Here is a 15,308-nt window from a genome sequence, read left to right as displayed (position 1 = left end):
CAAAAAAGCACAAGATCTTGTGCTTTTTGAGTTACAAAGTTTTCAAGTTAATTTATTTATTTCCTGTAACTGTTACATTTCTTACACCATTAACATTTCCTACCGCATCTGTAGCTGTTACCACTAGTTCCATGATTAATCCACATGCCCATCATACCCATCATATTTTGTTTAAGAAAGGCCTTGGTGAGACTCAACAAAAACTTGTCCAAGAAGGGCAGGAAATACTAAAAAGGTATGGTATAGATCCAATAATCTGTAAAGAAAATCTGGTTTGGGCACCTAATTCAGTTATAGGCCAGCATAGTCTTGATTCTCTAGAAAAAGTGGTGAACCGGTTAAAAACTGTGGAAGAAATGGGCGGCGACATTGACGATATAGTAGAAGCTCTCGATGATTTAGGAGATATTGCAAGTACAAGATAAAAAAGATTAAGGTGGTATGGTTATGGATGACAAAAGTTTAAATAAAAGCATAAGAAATGCTATAAAGTTGGGTGACAGCAGTGAAGTTAAGCGTTTAATTGACAATAATCCAGAATCTTTACACACTATGACTCCCTTCGGTACGTGGTTACATGTAGCAGCAAAAAAAGGGCATTTAGAAATAGTAGAATACTTTATTAATAAAGGAATTGATGTAAATACTAAAGGAGATATTTTTGATGCATCTCCATTAAGAGTTGCCGCTGGAGCCGGTCATTTGGAGATAGTGAAATATTTAATAGAGAATGGTGCGGAATTAGATGTAAGCTTAGCTAAAAGAAATCCATTATTCGGGGCAATCTACGGAGGGCACAAAGAAATAGCAGAATTTCTAGTTGAAAACGGGATTAACATTAGCATTAGATATACCGGAGAAAATAGTAAAGATATGAATGCCGATCAATATGCTAGAGAGTTTGGCCAAACAGAAATCGCAGATTACTTAAAACAAAAGATGGAGGGAAACAAATAGTTAAAAATTTAAAGACACTTGTTTTCCATTTTGGAGTCATGTTTCTGCTACAGAGCTATCAGACTTCCATTTACTGGTACAGTTGAATATAAATAAATAGAAACTTGAAGGATACTCTTATCTTTCAAGTTTTCTTTTCATGCATACCTAAGATACAGCAAAAAGTTAACCCTATAACTCCAACAAATCCCCATACATAGCCTCATTCGAATGAATATAACTCCCCTTGCCGTCTCCAGCCAGCAGAGAACAGTTCCACTTGCTCATCTCACAATGGAAATAAGCGGACAGCAGCTGCAATCTTTGTCCTATTCCCGAGAATGCATGGGTACGATATTGTTAAAATTGTAAATTATTTTCCTGCAAACAAAAACCAACCCCCTCCCGCCAAAGAAGCAGAAAAGAATTGGTTTTTTATCTTTACAAAATCATCATCGCTATCAATCCCGCTGCTATCCCTAGCAAAACGGTAGATCCGGCCACAAAGGCGAGCACTTTCTTCGGGAACGAGCCTGCGACGATCAACAGGGACGGGAGGCTGATGGCCGGGAGCGTGATGAGGAGCGCTCCGGCCGGGCCGGCTCCGAGGCCTGCTGCCATGAACGTTTGGATGATCGGGATTTCAGCTGCGGTCGGGATGACGAAAAGCATACCGGCGACAGCGAAAAAGATCAGGATGAGAATGCTGTTTGCCGCAGCTTCCCCGACATTCGGGAACAGCCAGACGCGTGCTGCACCAAGCAGCAGAACCGAAAGGACATAGGCCGGTACGACATAGAGCAGCATCGTTCCGAGGCTTTTACCCCATCTTGAAAGGAAAGAGCCGGTTGGTGCCTGTTCGGCTTCTTTCATGAGCTTTTCAGCCGGAAGCGGTGTGTCCTCTTTCATGAACCGGTTGGCCAGGTAGCTGACGCCGAATGTCAGTATGAGGCCGAAAACGAGCCGGAGCACGGTGAACTTCCAGGAGAGCACAAAGGTCATGAAGACGAGAACGGCCGGGTTCAGCACCGGATTGCCGATCCAGAAGGCAAGACTCGCTCCCGCCGACACATTCTTTTTCCGCATACCTACCGCCATCGGGGCGGCGCAGCATGTGCACATCATGCCTGGAAGGGAAGCGAGACCGCCGGCTGCCGTGCTGCCGAACGTCGTTTTCCCTAGCACGCGCAGCAGCCAATGGGACGGCAGCAGCACTTGAATGAGCGAGCCGAGGACGATACCCAGAATGGCCGCTTTCCAGACCGCTTTAAAATAAACAGTGGCATATTCCCATGCACTGTTCCACGATGGAGCGGCGCCTGCCTCCGGATTGCCGAGAATCGAGTCGCCGATTGAGTGGGTGGAAGCAGCGATCCATGATTTTTCAACGTATGGCACCCATTTTACATAGGATAAACCTGCAGCAGCGATGACAAGAAACAAGATCACAAGCCAGACCGTTTTTTTGCCGGACGGACTGGTCTCCTGAAGAGCACTTTGAGCCAATTTCATTCCCCATTTTTTATAGAATAAGAACAAGATCACATTATATCATGGCTGCAGCCGTGCATGCCTCTTCCATGCTTTTTTGAGGAAGGTATTTTATAATGAAGAGAGTGATAATAGAAAGGTTGGCGTCATAATGACTCAAAATATAAAATTAACATCCCTATCAACGAAAGGCGGCTGCGGCTGCAAAATCGGACCGGCTGATCTTCAGGAGGTTATCCGCACTCTTCCCCCTGCCGTACCGAACCCTGATTTGCTTGTCGGCCTCGACACAAGTGACGATGCCGGTGTGTACCGTCTGACGGACGAGCTTGCGATTGTTCAGACGCTTGATTTCTTCACCCCGATCGTTGACGATCCGTATTCCTTCGGCCAGGTAGCAGCTGCGAACGCAATCAGCGACATTTATGCGATGGGAGGAAAACCGCTGACAGCACTGAATATCGTTGCTTTCCCGATCGCAGATCTGGACAAGCAGATTCTTGCTGACATCCTACGCGGTGCAGGCGATAAGCTGAAAGAAGCCGGTGCAACGCTAGTCGGCGGCCATTCCATCGAGGATAAAGAACCAAAATTCGGTTTGGCGGTAACCGGAACGGTCCATCCTGATAAAGTACGCGCCAATGCTGGCGCAAAACCAGGTGACAAATTGATCTTAACGAAGCCGATCGGTGTCGGCATCCTGACTTCTTCTATTAAAAGAGATCTGCTCACAGAGGAAGAAATTGCCCGTGTCACCGAAGTGATGGCGACGCTGAATAAAACAGCAGCCGAAACGATGGCACAATATGACGTGCACGCATGCACCGATGTAACAGGCTTCGGGCTGCTCGGCCACACATCTGAAATGGCAAAAGGGAGCAAAGCGGGCGTCCGGATTGCAAAAGAAGCGGTCCCTGTCCTCCCGAGAGTGCGGGAGCTTGCCGAACAAGGCGTTATTCCAGGCGGAACGAAAAACAACTTCGCTCATCTGCAGGGAGACGTAACCTTCCCGGAGAGCATGGATCAGATTGATCAATACATTTTGTGTGACGCAGTGACGTCCGGCGGGCTGCTCATTTCCGTGGCAGGCAGCGAAGCAGATGCTTTACTGAAGGATCTTCTCGATGCAGGTGTGGAAGCGGCCATAGTCGGAGACGTTACTGCAGATCATCCGGGTCACATCACAGTTTCGGAGAAGCTTTAACGGGAGAAGGGCGGAATGACGGTGTTTCAGGACTTACATGTTGACCAGTTATTAGAGATGCAAAATGAAAAGAAAATTACGGCGGTGGATGTCCGATCCCCGTCTGAGTACAGGGAAGCGACCATCCCAGGCGCCTTGAACATTCCTCTTTTTAACGATGAAGAACGTGCCGAGATCGGCACCATCTATAAACAGGTCGGCGTTCAGGCAGCTAAAGACCGCGGCCTCGAAATCGTGTCGGCAAAGTTGCCGGAATTTATCAAGACGTTCAGCGCAATCCCCGGACATAAGGCCGTCTTCTGCTGGAGAGGTGGGATGCGGAGCCGGACGTCTGCGACAGTGCTCGACCTGATGGGCCTCAAAACGTTCCGGCTCGACGGAGGCGTCAGAGCCTACCGCCGCTGGGTTGTCGACAAAATCGAAACCATCGACTTCCTGCCGGACGCCTATGTACTGAACGGCTATACCGGCTCAGGCAAAACATGGCTGCTTCACAGGCTGAAGGAGCAGGGCTATCCGGTTCTGGACCTCGAAGGAATGGCAAACCACCGGGGTTCAATTTTCGGCCAGATCGGGCTTGAGCCCCATAACCAGAAGACCTTCGACTCTCTCTTGATGATGGACACCCTTCCGCTCCAAACCTCTCCTTTCGTTGTCCTGGAAGCGGAAAGCAAGCGGATCGGGAAGGCTGTACTGCCTGAGTTCATCGCCAAAAAGAAAGAACAGGGCTCCCAGCTGTTCCTCGACATCCCAAGAGCCGAGCGCGCCCGGTTCCTCGTCGAAGACTACAAACCATGGGAGCACCACGACGAATGCATGAAAGCCTTCAGCCGGATCAAAACCCGAATCCACACCCCGGCCGCAGCGCAGATTGAAACCTCCCTCCAAACCGGAGATTACACTGAAGCAGTTGAGCTGCTGCTTGAATACTATTACGACCCGCGCTACGAGCATACCGCCCAGCAGTATCCGGAGGAGAACAGAATCACAATCTCTGTGAAAAATGCTGAGGAAGCGCTTGGGGAATTGGTAAAGGTTTTGCCGGTGCCGGTTAGAAAATGATTGTTGATTGAAGCACTTTGCTGGGGACAGTGGGGTGCTTTTTAAATTACGCCAGTTTAACACTTCAAGACGATTACTCTTTCATCTGATATCATCGTAATAATTAGAGACTAAAATCATTCAAAGAAGCATTAGCCATATGACTGCCTTTCTAAAAACGATCCAGCCCCACATTTTAAGCGAGGACCCAACCATTCAGCATACCTTGTTCCATTGGCAAACATAATCAGATTAAATTACCTTTCAGTTAAAGAACTTCAGGACGAACATGCCGGGGTCTTGGAGAAAATTGAAAAGAAGCGGTTTTATGACCAAACTTTTTTTCCTTACCGAAGTCGATCCCTATGCACTGGATCCAAATGAATTTCACTCCCCCATTGCGGTTCTGAAAAATATTAAATCTAAGCTTGCTGTCGAAAAACTTTTATCCTTATTCGATCAAGCCACTGACCTTACAGCAAAATCACTGATGGCAGAAGCATTATGCAGCCAGCTCTCAACCGAGGCCATTCCCAAAGTGGCAGGCTTTATGGAAGAAGGATATGACGATTGTCTTCTTGAATTGGAAGATGATATCTACTCAAACTGCATAATTAATGGCGTAGACCACCCGAAACTGCAATCATGGAAGTCCTACATAGAGAAAAGAGAAACGAGAAGAAACAATCAGAAGATGGTATTCACCCCGCCACCGCCCAAGCCCACTGAACCAACAGAAAAGATCAGCCGCAATGCTCCCTGCCCGTGCGGAAGCGGGAAGAAGTATAAGAAGTGCTGCGGGAATGAAGCAGCTTATGAAATAAAATAAGAAAGCCGGAGAGAAACAGTTTCTCTCCGGCTTTTTGGTTTGCAGGTATTCACTTGCAGCTCAGTGTTATTTCCATATATCCTTCAGTGTCCAGCTGGTCAGGCTGCTTACATGTGCTTGTCCATCTTCTGCAAACAACTCGATACCCAGTCTTTCTTCTTTAGGGTATATGCGGCTTGACATCGTGGCCTGTCCTTCGTTGGCGAAAACCTCAATGGAAGAACGGTCCAGAAACACCCGAAGGGAAAGACGGCCGGACGCTTCAAGAGATGTGGTACGAATACCGTCTGCTTCTTTTCCTATATGGGAACAGTCCAGGATGAGCTTTTGCTCCTTGATTAGGTAAGTAATTGACACCGCTTCGCCATTTTCACCACGAACGGCAACTCCTACGGATCCGGCATCCGTTTTGGAAAGATCAAAATCTGCCTGCAGTTCCATTAGATCCTCTTTTACTTCCTTTAAGGAGCGGCCGGAGACGATTTGCTCTTCACACAAAAGGGTTTCTGATTGTCTGAGTAAGGCCAGTTCCTCTACCGGATTCATGCGGAGTTTACCGTCTTCCCCCAATGTCAGTTCCCGGGGAAGTGTCAAAGCACCGGCCCATCCATCCTCTTTCGTTGGCATATTCGATTCCCACATATCCATCCAGCCGATTGCAATCCGGCGCTGCTTGTCGTCAAGGAACGTTTGAACCGCATAGAAATCATGACCATAATCAAGCTCAGTGAACGTTTCGTGGACAAATTCATTCTTCTCGTAATCATAGGACCCGATCAGATATCCTGTCTGAAACAGATTTTTATAGGATTCACCCTGAGCCTCGATTCCTTGAGGAGAGAAGAGCAATACGTGCTTGCCTCCAAGTTCAAAGAAATCCGGGCATTCCCACATGTACCCAAGAGTGCCGTCACTTTCAGCCAGAACCCCGCGATATTCCCAGTCCCTTAAATCTTTTGATTTATACAAAACGACTTTCCCGATCTCTTCTTTTCTTGTACCAAGTACCATGTACCAGTCATCCTCGTGCTTCCACACTTTTGGATCCCGGAAGTGCCCGGATCCCTCTGCCGGAATTTCTGAAACTACCGGATTCAGGGGGGATTTTGTGAAATGGATTCCATCAGTTGAAGTGGCAATGCACTGAGACTGATCCAAAATATCTTTTTCACGGTCAACAAACAGATTGGCTGTGTAAATTAACGTGAGAATACCGTTATCATCAACTGCACTTCCGGAGAAGCAGCCGCCTTCTTCATACTCTTCAGTCGGAGCAAGCGCAACCGGCAAGTGTTCCCAGTGAACCAAATCCTTGCTTTTCACATGACCCCAGTGCATAGGGCCCCAATTTGCATCGTAGGGATGATGCTGGTAAAAAACGTGATACTCTCCCTTAAATTGAATGAGGCCGTTCGGATCATTTATCCAATTGGCCGGAGCCATAATGTGATATCCCAATCTGTACCGATTATTTACTTTTGATTTGGCCCTTTGAACTGCTTTATCCGCTTGTTGAATTTCATCTATTTTCTGCATGCAATAAACCTCCTAGATTGCTTTTCCCAATTTGGCTGTATGTTTCATTTTTTCCCCCTTGGCATTTGCCAGAGTAAAGATTGAAAGGATGGTGAAGATGAGAACAAATACTCCCATGATCATGTAAGATTGGCGGAAACCGATTTGATCATATAAGGTACCGGCCATTGGCGAGAGGATGGATGCACCAACCTGAGAGGCAAATTGAAAGCCGACCAGATAAAGGATGGACGAAAGCCGGGTATCAAAGTTGGCAGCCAGGTATTTAAAGATCGCAATCAGCATGATCGGCAGCTCCAATGCATGAATGAGCTTCATAGACGAGATTCCAATCGGTTCAAATACAAGACCTGATCCAATGATTCTAAAGGACATCAGAAAGCCTGCCAGAATCAGGCTTCTTTTAGCTCCGATTTTGTTAACGATTGCCGGAGCCAGAAACATCATGCCCGCTTCAAGGAATACCTGGAATGAATTTAAATAGCCGAATACCTGATTCCCCATCGCTTCGGTCGGGAACAAGGACGAATAATAAACCGGAAACTGCTGGTCATAAACCGAATAAACACAAGTAACTCCGATGACATACATCATAAGCATCCAAAAGTCCTTTAAGAGAAACAACTGACCTACATCCTTAAGGCTGATGGAATCCGCTCTCTCAATCTCTGAATACGTCATTTCAATCTTGATAGAAAGGATAATGGCAACCAATACAACGGCTGAAGCCGATGCTACCCAAAAGTTGATAGCGGGGTCCACATTGTATAGCTGTCCGGCAAAAAAAGTCGCGGCGGCCCAGCCTAAAGATCCCCACATTCTTGATTTTCCATATTCAAAATCATATTTCCGGCTGACCTTCTCTATGTAGGACTCTATAGCCCCGATCCCGGCAAGAAAAGCTGCGCCAAGATACAGCCCTCCGACAGCTGCGCCAAGCATAACATTGAATTTAAGCAAAGGTCCATAAACATAAATATAGAAAGGGCCAACGAATACCAGCATCATACTGATAAAAAATAAAATATTTTTCTTCAATCCGATTTTATCTGAAATGTATCCGTACAGCGGCTGCATACACAACGCAAAGATAGCGTTTACAGAGAAGACAATACCAGTTTCAGTCCCGTTTAGATTAATTTCCTGTCCAAGCCAGATGGAAAACAGTGAATAACTTGAGGACCATGTGAAAAAGAAAAAGAAAAAATATGCACTCAGCTTAAAATAAAGACCCTTTGAACCTTTCATCTTCATTTCCCCTTTTAGAAAAAATTCTCATTGAAAACACTTTCAACACCATCTTATGTCAAGCGCTTTCATATGTCAACCGGTTGACATATTTTTTCCTAAAAAAACACCGCCCTCGATGCGATGCTTTACAAAGTGGTCCCTCTTATCACCTCAATTGGAAGTGTGATTTCACGGGGAAGATCAGAGAATTCTCCGGAGATTTCTTTCATCAGAATGTCTATGGCCGCTTTCCCTATCTGATCAACAGGCTGCTTAATCGTGGTCAATTGCGGCATTAATACCCGAACCGTTTCTGTTCCATCATAACCGACAACTTTCAAATTGCCCGGTACTTCCTTCCCGTAATTCCGAGCTTCATTTATAATCGTGGCAGCAAATAAGTCGTTTGCCGCAAACACACCGTCTACTTCCGGCCATTCATTATACATTTTTGTGACGACAGCCCGCTGGCTTTCCGGGTTGAAAACCTCAGGAATTTCATAAATCACCGGTTCTCTTCCGTGTTCCTTCATTAAGTCAAGATAGGCTTTTCTTCTCAGTCTCGCAGGTGTTTCCAACTCTCCAACCCCATCCAGGAAAACGATGCATTTACACCCATTCGACAGCAATAATTCAGTTGCACTCTTCCCGCCAGCATAGTTATCTGAGCTCACAACCGGAATCGTATCGGACAGGTAACGGTCAATTGCGACAACAGCCAAGCCTCGTTTATGATAATCCAGAATACCTTGATTATGGGTGCCTACAATAATGCCATCCACCTGATTCCTTAGAAGCATCTCCAAGTATTTTTCCTCTTTATCGATTTGGTTTAAACTATTGCAGAGCAGCACTTTATAGCCCATGGAAGCACAAATGCTTTCGATATGAAAAGTAAGCTCCCCAAAAAACGGATTGGACGTCGTAGGCAGGATCAGACCGATGATATTTGATCGTTTACTGAACAGCGAACGAGCTACATCATTTGGAAAATAATTCAGTTCATTCATTGCCTTCTCGACTTTTTCTTTCGTCTGACTGCTTATGTAACCCCGGTTATTCATAACCCTCGAAACCGTTGTCGGCGATACACCCGCCAATTTTGCCACATCTTCTATTTTTGGCTTCATTCTCTCGTCCTCCTGTCAGCCAACATCCTCTCATCTGCACCCCTCTGTCCAAATTTCTTTTAACCAGAAGGAATTGTATGATACGATTTTGAGCTGCCTGCTGCTTAGCTTCGCTTAAAATGGGAATTGCCTCGAACACCGAATGTAGACTCCAGTTATCTTAGCAGCTCTGCGTGTCTCCCCCACCTATAAAACGTCATGTGTAAGGGAGCTCGCCGCATAGTCTTCCTGTCTTGGCTTTTGTCCTAATTTCATGCATGCAGGGCCAGACGATTGTTGACCATCTCTCCTGCTCCCGCATCTGATCGTTCAATTCAGGGATATCTTACCATACAAACAGGTGTGTCGCTATCGCAAAAATCCTGTGGAATATACTTGTGAAAAAACCACCTAGTTGGGTAGTTTTTGTATGCTTCAGTACAAAATTTTCTCTCTCTTCTTCATAGACTCTCTCTGCCACACACTGCTTTAGCAGCGTCTGATAGGATGAATTTTCCTTTCACCTTCTGAAGCCGGGAAAATAAGTCGCTATCTATTCTAAGATTGATGGGCTTAGTGGAATGCTTTCCGGGTTCAATATGAGTGGCATTCAGTAAGCCTTCGCTCAATGCATGGTTCCCCAAAAAATTGCTTTGTTTCTTCTTCTGTCATATTTTGAGAATTATTTTGGTCATCAATAAAAATTCTGCCTGGCTCATCCATTCTTTTCTCAGTTCCTCGAGCCACGTCCATCTTCACTCTCTTTTTTCCTTTTTTATCATCTTCGTTCTATTTTCTTATCATCATTTACTTGATCCTTTTATTCTTTCTTGCATATCCACCTTGGTATATACATTGTAGCTTCAATTAATGTTTAACACCAATTTCAGACTGAACCACATCATGTTCCCTCTACAAAACCTGTGATTCCGAAAAAAAAAAACGCCTCCACAGCGTTTCATTCTTCCATCTATAGAATTAGTAAGGCTATAATCACACCAGCCCATGCGGCACATACAACTCTTCCATACTCCTAATCTCTTCATCCGTCAATCTTACTGACAGCGCCTCCACTGCATCTTCAAGATGCCTTACCTTCGTTGCTCCAATAATTGGGGCGGTTACTTCTTCCTTTTGCAGCAGCCATGCCAGTGCAATTTGGGCACGCGGGATCCCTCGTGCAGCTGCCACTTCAGCTACTCTTTCCGCCACTTTCCGGTCCACTTCCTCCGATTTAGAAAATAGCCCTTTAGCAATCTGATCACTTTCTGACCTTACAGTCTTTTCATCCCAATCCCTCGTCAGCCTGCCGGCTGCCAATGGGAGATAGGGCGTGACTCCGATGCCTTCTTCTTTGCAAAGAGGCAGCATCTCCCTCTCTTCTTCCCTGTAAAGCAGGTTCAGCCTGTTTTCCATCGAAATGAACTTTGTCCAGCCGTTGCGGTCTGCGGCATGCTGGGCTTTCAGGAACTGCCAGGCAAGCATGGAGGATGCGCCTATGTACCGCACCTTGCCCGCTTTCACTAAATCATGCAGTGCTTCCATCGTTTCTTCAATTGGTGTATAAGGATCCCACCTGTGAATCTGGTACAGATCCACATAATCCGTTCCGAGCCTCCGCAGGCTATTGTCAATCTCGGTCATGATCGCTTTTCGGGAGAGCCCCATTCCGTTCGGCCCATTCCGCATCGCAACGAAAACCTTCGTTGCCACCACCACTTCATCACGCCGCGCGAAATCCTTCAATGCCCTTCCAAGAATCTCCTCACTCGATCCGTCTGAATACATATTCGCCGTACTGAAAAAATTGATTCCCAGATTCAGTGCTTTTTCAATAATCGGCCGGCTCTCCTCTTCCTTCAGCGACCACGGTGCATTTCCCCGTTCAGGCACCCCGAAGCCCATGCATCCAAGACACAGCTGCGAAACATCCAATCCCGACCGGCCAAGCTTTACATACTTCATCAAGTTAGCATCCCCCATCCCTAATCAGGTTGACACGTCAACCTAAACACATTGTAGCGCCTTGAGGTTGATACGTCAACCATGATATGATGTTCTTATGAAAAAGAATCTAATCAGTCAAGAAGAAATGAATATATGGCATATGTGGAAAGGGTCCTACAAGACCATCTTCGGCCGTGTCGTCAAACACCTCACCGACAAAACCGGGCTCTCTGAAGGAGACTTCGGCATCCTCGACCGGCTCGATCTATTCAGCAATGGAGAGCTTCGCCAGCAGGAACTTGCAGACTCCATGGACTGGGACAAAAGCAGACTATCCCACCACCTCACCCGCATGGAAAAACGCGGACTCGTCCGCAGAAAACCAGCAGACACAGACCGCGGGGTACAGGTCATACTTACAGCTGCCGGAAAAACGGCGTTGGATGAAGCCAGACCCGTTGTTTCAGCAGCGATTAAGGAACATTTTTTGAGTGTGCTGACGGAGGAGGATGTGGCGTCGATTGGGAGGATTGGGGAGAGGGTTAAAGAGGACTAGCCCATAAAAAAACAGGGAAGCAGCGGGACGGTTCTCGTGCTTCCTTACCCTGATTCTTTTACACCACATTAGGCTGCCCAAGAAAACAATCTCAGCTATGATAAAAAGTTAACTATTCAACTCCAACAAATCCCCTACATAGCCTCATTCGGATGAAAATAACCACCTTTGCCGTCTCCGGCCAGCAGCGAACTGATCAACTTGCTCATCTTCACTTGAACAATTGAATCTATTTCCAGAAATTTTTCGCCGAAAAGGACATTTTCACATTGTTTATTTAACCTCGCAACCAGAGTCCGGTTTTTCGTTTTAGCAAACGTCAGGTGTGAGAGGGCGTTTAGATATTCTTTAATGACTTCTTCATCAATAGCTTCAGATTGGAAAACCTCGTGAATTGCTTTTCTGAACAATTGATCTAAATTCTTTTTATCCTTTGCTTTTAATCCATAAAGAACGATGGCGTATCGGTTTTTGTCGTTAACAAGCACCAGGAATTTATGCCTGCCAATCTTTATTGAATTGGCATGCCACGATAGGATAGGATTTATTTCTTCAGCCTGTTCAGCAGGGGTAACTTTCAGTTCGTCGAGCAGTTTTTTGGTACATTGGATTAGCATTGGACTCTCCTTTATGTATCGAAACTATATAAAACACTTTGCACAGTAGATATTTCCTTATTATACTTCTTTTCACCCTATCTAAATCCTCTATCATCGAAGACAGGTGACTAAAGTATGAGATGTGCGCTCAACTTTGCTCAAAAATAAAAGCAGGAAGCCATTTATTCAAACAGCTTCCCACTTTTTACTTTATTCACTGATTACTCCTACCGAACTACACTAATTCTACCTTCCGTCTCCACATCAATGACCTCTAAATCCTTCGCATACTCTATCAAAACTTCCGCATCCGTCCGTGCACTTTGCTCATCAACCAGTAACTGACTGTCTTTAAACATCGTGTATCCGTCTCCGCCGTTAAATACATAGTTCAACATGGCTACTTTGTACGTTTTTTGCATGTCAATCGGTTCGTTTTTGACTAAGATCGTTTCTACTCTTGATCCCACTGGTTTAGCAGGATTATAGGAATAGGTCATGCCTGATATTTGCATAAATCCGCCGCCCAGGTTTTCGACTCTTGATACTCCGTTCTCGAGAGCAGCTTTAATGGTTTCTCCTTTTACGTCTGCCAGGATCACTTTGTTTTGAAAAGGAAGAATGGAGTAGGCATCACGCAATGTGAATTCTCCGGCAGGAATACTTGTCCGGATTCCGCCGCCATTCATCATGCCGATATCCGCGTTGTAAAAAGCACGGTAGCTGTCCGCTACAAAATTGCCGATATTTGTTTCCTGAAATCTCGTTTCATGGTTATCTCCATAAATGAGAGGAGTCTCTAATTTGGCTATCGGTTTGCCTAGCTCCTCCTCCAGCTTATTCTGATAATAATCTGCGAGCTTTTTCAATTCCGGATCTTGAGGTACCGTATGATCGACCTCTATTACTGATGGTTTCAGCTGAATCTCTTTGCCGTCTTTTGTGATATCCAATCGGATCATTGAGCCTAAGTTTCCTTCTGGAGCAAGGATGTAACGATTATTTTTGTATTCATGGATAAAAGATTGTTCTTCAGCCTGTTCTTCCGTAAACACGGCATTAATTTCAGGGACTGCTGCCAGTAGTTGTTCATCCTTCTTTAATGACTCTTGTGTTAGCGCAATAACAGCGTCCACTTTTTTTGTTTCTTTCATTTTTCCAACTGCATGTTTGGCCGACTGAATAAGATCTTGCTGAACGACTTTCCCGTCTGAAGATGTAGTGTTCATATCATCCGTAAGACTAATAACGCCAATTTTAACTCCCTGTTTATTTATAACCTTGTAGGTTGGGACATCAGCAAACGGCTTTCCTTCTTTATCTGTAAGATTAGAAGACATCCATTCAAAGTCAGATTGCTCAACCAGTTTTTTTGTCACATCAGATCCAAAATCAAAATCATGCTGACCGAAGTTTGCGAGATCAATGCCAATTTTATTAAAGGCTTCTACCATTGGAAACCCTTGGTACACAGCGCCAAATAAGGTACCGCCGCCTAAGTCTCCTCCAAATGCCACTGCCGTATGTTTATTCTCACTTCTGACAAGGTCAATAGCTGTTTTCAGCCTTGCGACACCGCCCCGGTCTCCCAGTTTATTTACGACAGGACTTATTTCATGTGCATCGTTAAAATATAGGACTGTTGCCTTTCGAGGCTGCTCTTTAGCATCTGCACTTACGCTGCTAATTAACAAAGAGCTGACGGCCATGACGAAACTCAATAGGACAAGAAAAAAGCGATTCATAAACACTCTCCTTTTTTATAATTGGATTCAATCCTTTTAAGTGTACAAGGAAGGTGTGAAGCGGATGTTACAGGTTTGTTAAAACGGTCAATCCCCTTAGGCGCCCGCCAGAAAATGAGGAAAATTTTCCTCGTAAACGCTTAAATTTAATAAAAAACAAGAAATTTTCAATAAAATGATTGATTTTTCGTGTTTTTGGATTTAGACTGAGTTTAGCCTAAATTATCTGAAAGGTGGAAAGATTATATATGATCACCGAAAAAAATAAATTGACTGATTTTAATATGAATTTTTTTAGTCTTAAAGGAAAAGCAGCCATCATCACTGGAGGAAATTCAGGGCTGGGGCAGGGATTCGCGCTTGCACTTGCTAAAGCCGGTGCTGATATTTTTGCAGTCAGTATGGCAGAAGACGATAATCAGACAAAGGAACTAATTGAAGCCGAGGGAGTCAAGTATCACTTGATGATTGCTGACATTACTAAAGAGGGTGCCTGTAAGCAGATCATTGATGAATGCGTACAGACATATGGGAAGGTCGATATCTTGATGAATAATGCCGGAATCGGCATTAATGTAAAAGATGTGACACAGTTTACTAGACTTCAATGGGACAAGATGGTTTCAGTCAATCTGACGGCAGCGTTCGAGCTTGCGCATGAAGCGGCTAAGCATATGATCGAGCAAAAAAGCGGAAAAATCATCAATACGTGCTCTTTATTTTCATACCTCGGAGGACAATGGTCACCGGCTTATGCAGCGACAAAACACGGTTTAGCCGGTTTTACGAAAGCATATTGTGATGAATTGGCACAATTTAATATACAAGTTAATGGCATTGCGCCTGGATATTTCGCGACAGATGTTACGAAAGATACAAGAGCAAATCCAGAAAGCAATCAGAGAGTTTTGGATCATATACCTGCAAACAGATGGGGTAACATTGTTGATTTAATGGGGACGGTTGTCTTTTTAGCAAGTGACGCGTCTAATTATGTAAACGGTTCCTTAGTAAATGTAGACGGCGGTTACCTAGTCCGATAGATTCGAATGCAGCCTATAAAAATTAGAATTAAAGGAGAATGA

Annotated in this window: 14 protein-coding genes; 7 read left to right on the top strand and 7 right to left on the bottom strand. The window is 45.0% G+C overall.

Translation table 11 applies throughout. From position 1 onward, the window contains the following. The first annotated feature begins 26 nt into the window (after window positions 1-26). Together MHB63_10540 and MHB63_10535 are read left to right on the top strand one after the other, a co-directional pair. Window positions 27-425: an AHH domain-containing protein gene (locus MHB63_10540; GenBank protein ID MEK3806969.1), complete on the top strand. Its 399-nt coding sequence runs from the start codon at window positions 27-29 to the stop codon at window positions 423-425. A gap of 22 nt (window positions 426-447) precedes the next feature. Continuing rightward, on the top strand, window positions 448-957 hold the full coding sequence (locus MHB63_10535) for an ankyrin repeat domain-containing protein (protein ID MEK3806968.1): 510 nt from the start codon (window positions 448-450) through the stop codon (window positions 955-957). A 420-nt stretch (window positions 958-1,377) separates the two neighbouring features. On the opposite strand, the gene MHB63_10530 is transcribed toward MHB63_10535, so the two are convergent. Then, window positions 1,378-2,448, bottom strand: coding sequence for a permease (locus MHB63_10530; GenBank protein MEK3806967.1), 1,071 nt, complete (start codon window positions 2,446-2,448; stop codon window positions 1,378-1,380). 130 nt (window positions 2,449-2,578) lie between these two features. On the opposite strand from MHB63_10530, the gene selD reads away from it, so the two are divergent. The 3 genes from selD (at window position 2,579) to MHB63_10515 (ending at window position 5,501) form a co-directional block, all read left to right on the top strand. Further along, window positions 2,579-3,631, top strand: coding sequence for a selenide, water dikinase SelD (selD, locus tag MHB63_10525; GenBank protein ID MEK3806966.1), 1,053 nt, complete (start codon window positions 2,579-2,581; stop codon window positions 3,629-3,631). A 21-nt stretch (window positions 3,632-3,652) separates the two neighbouring features. Then, window positions 3,653-4,693, top strand: coding sequence for a tRNA 2-selenouridine(34) synthase MnmH (mnmH, locus tag MHB63_10520; protein MEK3806965.1), 1,041 nt, complete (start codon window positions 3,653-3,655; stop codon window positions 4,691-4,693). A 289-nt stretch (window positions 4,694-4,982) separates the two neighbouring features. Continuing rightward, window positions 4,983-5,501 (top strand): SEC-C metal-binding domain-containing protein, encoded by a 519-nt coding sequence (locus MHB63_10515; GenBank protein ID MEK3806964.1) that lies wholly within the window; start codon window positions 4,983-4,985, stop codon window positions 5,499-5,501. Window positions 5,502-5,567: 66 nt separating this feature from the next. Here MHB63_10515 and MHB63_10510 read toward each other — a convergent pair whose 3' ends face one another. The 4 genes from MHB63_10510 to MHB63_10495 all read right to left on the bottom strand — a co-directional run bounded on the left by MHB63_10510 (window position 5,568) and on the right by MHB63_10495 (window position 11,341). Continuing rightward, window positions 5,568-7,028, bottom strand: a complete 1,461-nt coding sequence (locus MHB63_10510) for a glycoside hydrolase family 32 protein (protein ID MEK3806963.1) — start codon at window positions 7,026-7,028, stop codon at window positions 5,568-5,570. Between the two features lie 21 nt (window positions 7,029-7,049). Further along, the gene (locus tag MHB63_10505; protein ID MEK3806962.1) at window positions 7,050-8,285 is read right to left on the bottom strand and encodes an MFS transporter; all 1,236 of its coding nucleotides are present in this window, start codon (window positions 8,283-8,285) and stop codon (window positions 7,050-7,052) included. Window positions 8,286-8,413: 128 nt separating this feature from the next. Beyond that, window positions 8,414-9,397 carry a LacI family DNA-binding transcriptional regulator gene (locus MHB63_10500; GenBank protein ID MEK3806961.1) on the bottom strand — a complete coding sequence of 328 codons (984 nt, stop codon included), beginning with the start codon at window positions 9,395-9,397 and terminating at the stop codon, window positions 8,414-8,416. Between the two features lie 972 nt (window positions 9,398-10,369). Next, window positions 10,370-11,341, bottom strand: a complete 972-nt coding sequence (locus tag MHB63_10495; protein MEK3806960.1) for an aldo/keto reductase — start codon at window positions 11,339-11,341, stop codon at window positions 10,370-10,372. 97 nt (window positions 11,342-11,438) lie between these two features. On the opposite strand from MHB63_10495, the gene MHB63_10490 reads away from it, so the two are divergent. Further along, window positions 11,439-11,879 (top strand): MarR family transcriptional regulator, encoded by a 441-nt coding sequence (locus tag MHB63_10490; protein ID MEK3806959.1) that lies wholly within the window; start codon window positions 11,439-11,441, stop codon window positions 11,877-11,879. 134 nt (window positions 11,880-12,013) lie between these two features. Here the strand turns inward: MHB63_10490 and MHB63_10485 are convergent, their stop codons facing one another. Next, window positions 12,014-12,496, bottom strand: a complete 483-nt coding sequence (locus MHB63_10485; GenBank protein MEK3806958.1) for a hypothetical protein — start codon at window positions 12,494-12,496, stop codon at window positions 12,014-12,016. A gap of 209 nt (window positions 12,497-12,705) precedes the next feature. Next, entirely contained in the window at window positions 12,706-14,223 is a 1,518-nt protein-coding gene (locus MHB63_10480) for a 5'-nucleotidase C-terminal domain-containing protein (protein MEK3806957.1), read from the bottom strand. A 248-nt stretch (window positions 14,224-14,471) separates the two neighbouring features. On the opposite strand from MHB63_10480, the gene MHB63_10475 reads away from it, so the two are divergent. After that, complete coding sequence (locus MHB63_10475; protein ID MEK3806956.1) at window positions 14,472-15,266, top strand: SDR family oxidoreductase; 795 nt, start codon at window positions 14,472-14,474, stop codon at window positions 15,264-15,266. Window positions 15,267-15,308: the final 42 nt, after the last annotated feature.

This window comes from Bacillus sp. FSL H8-0547 (assembly GCA_038002745.1).
In the GTDB taxonomy this organism is placed as follows: domain Bacteria; phylum Bacillota; class Bacilli; order Bacillales; family Bacillaceae; genus Bacillus_P.
Note: the sequence above shows the minus strand (reverse complement) of the source record. Positions and strands in the feature narration are given on the sequence as shown.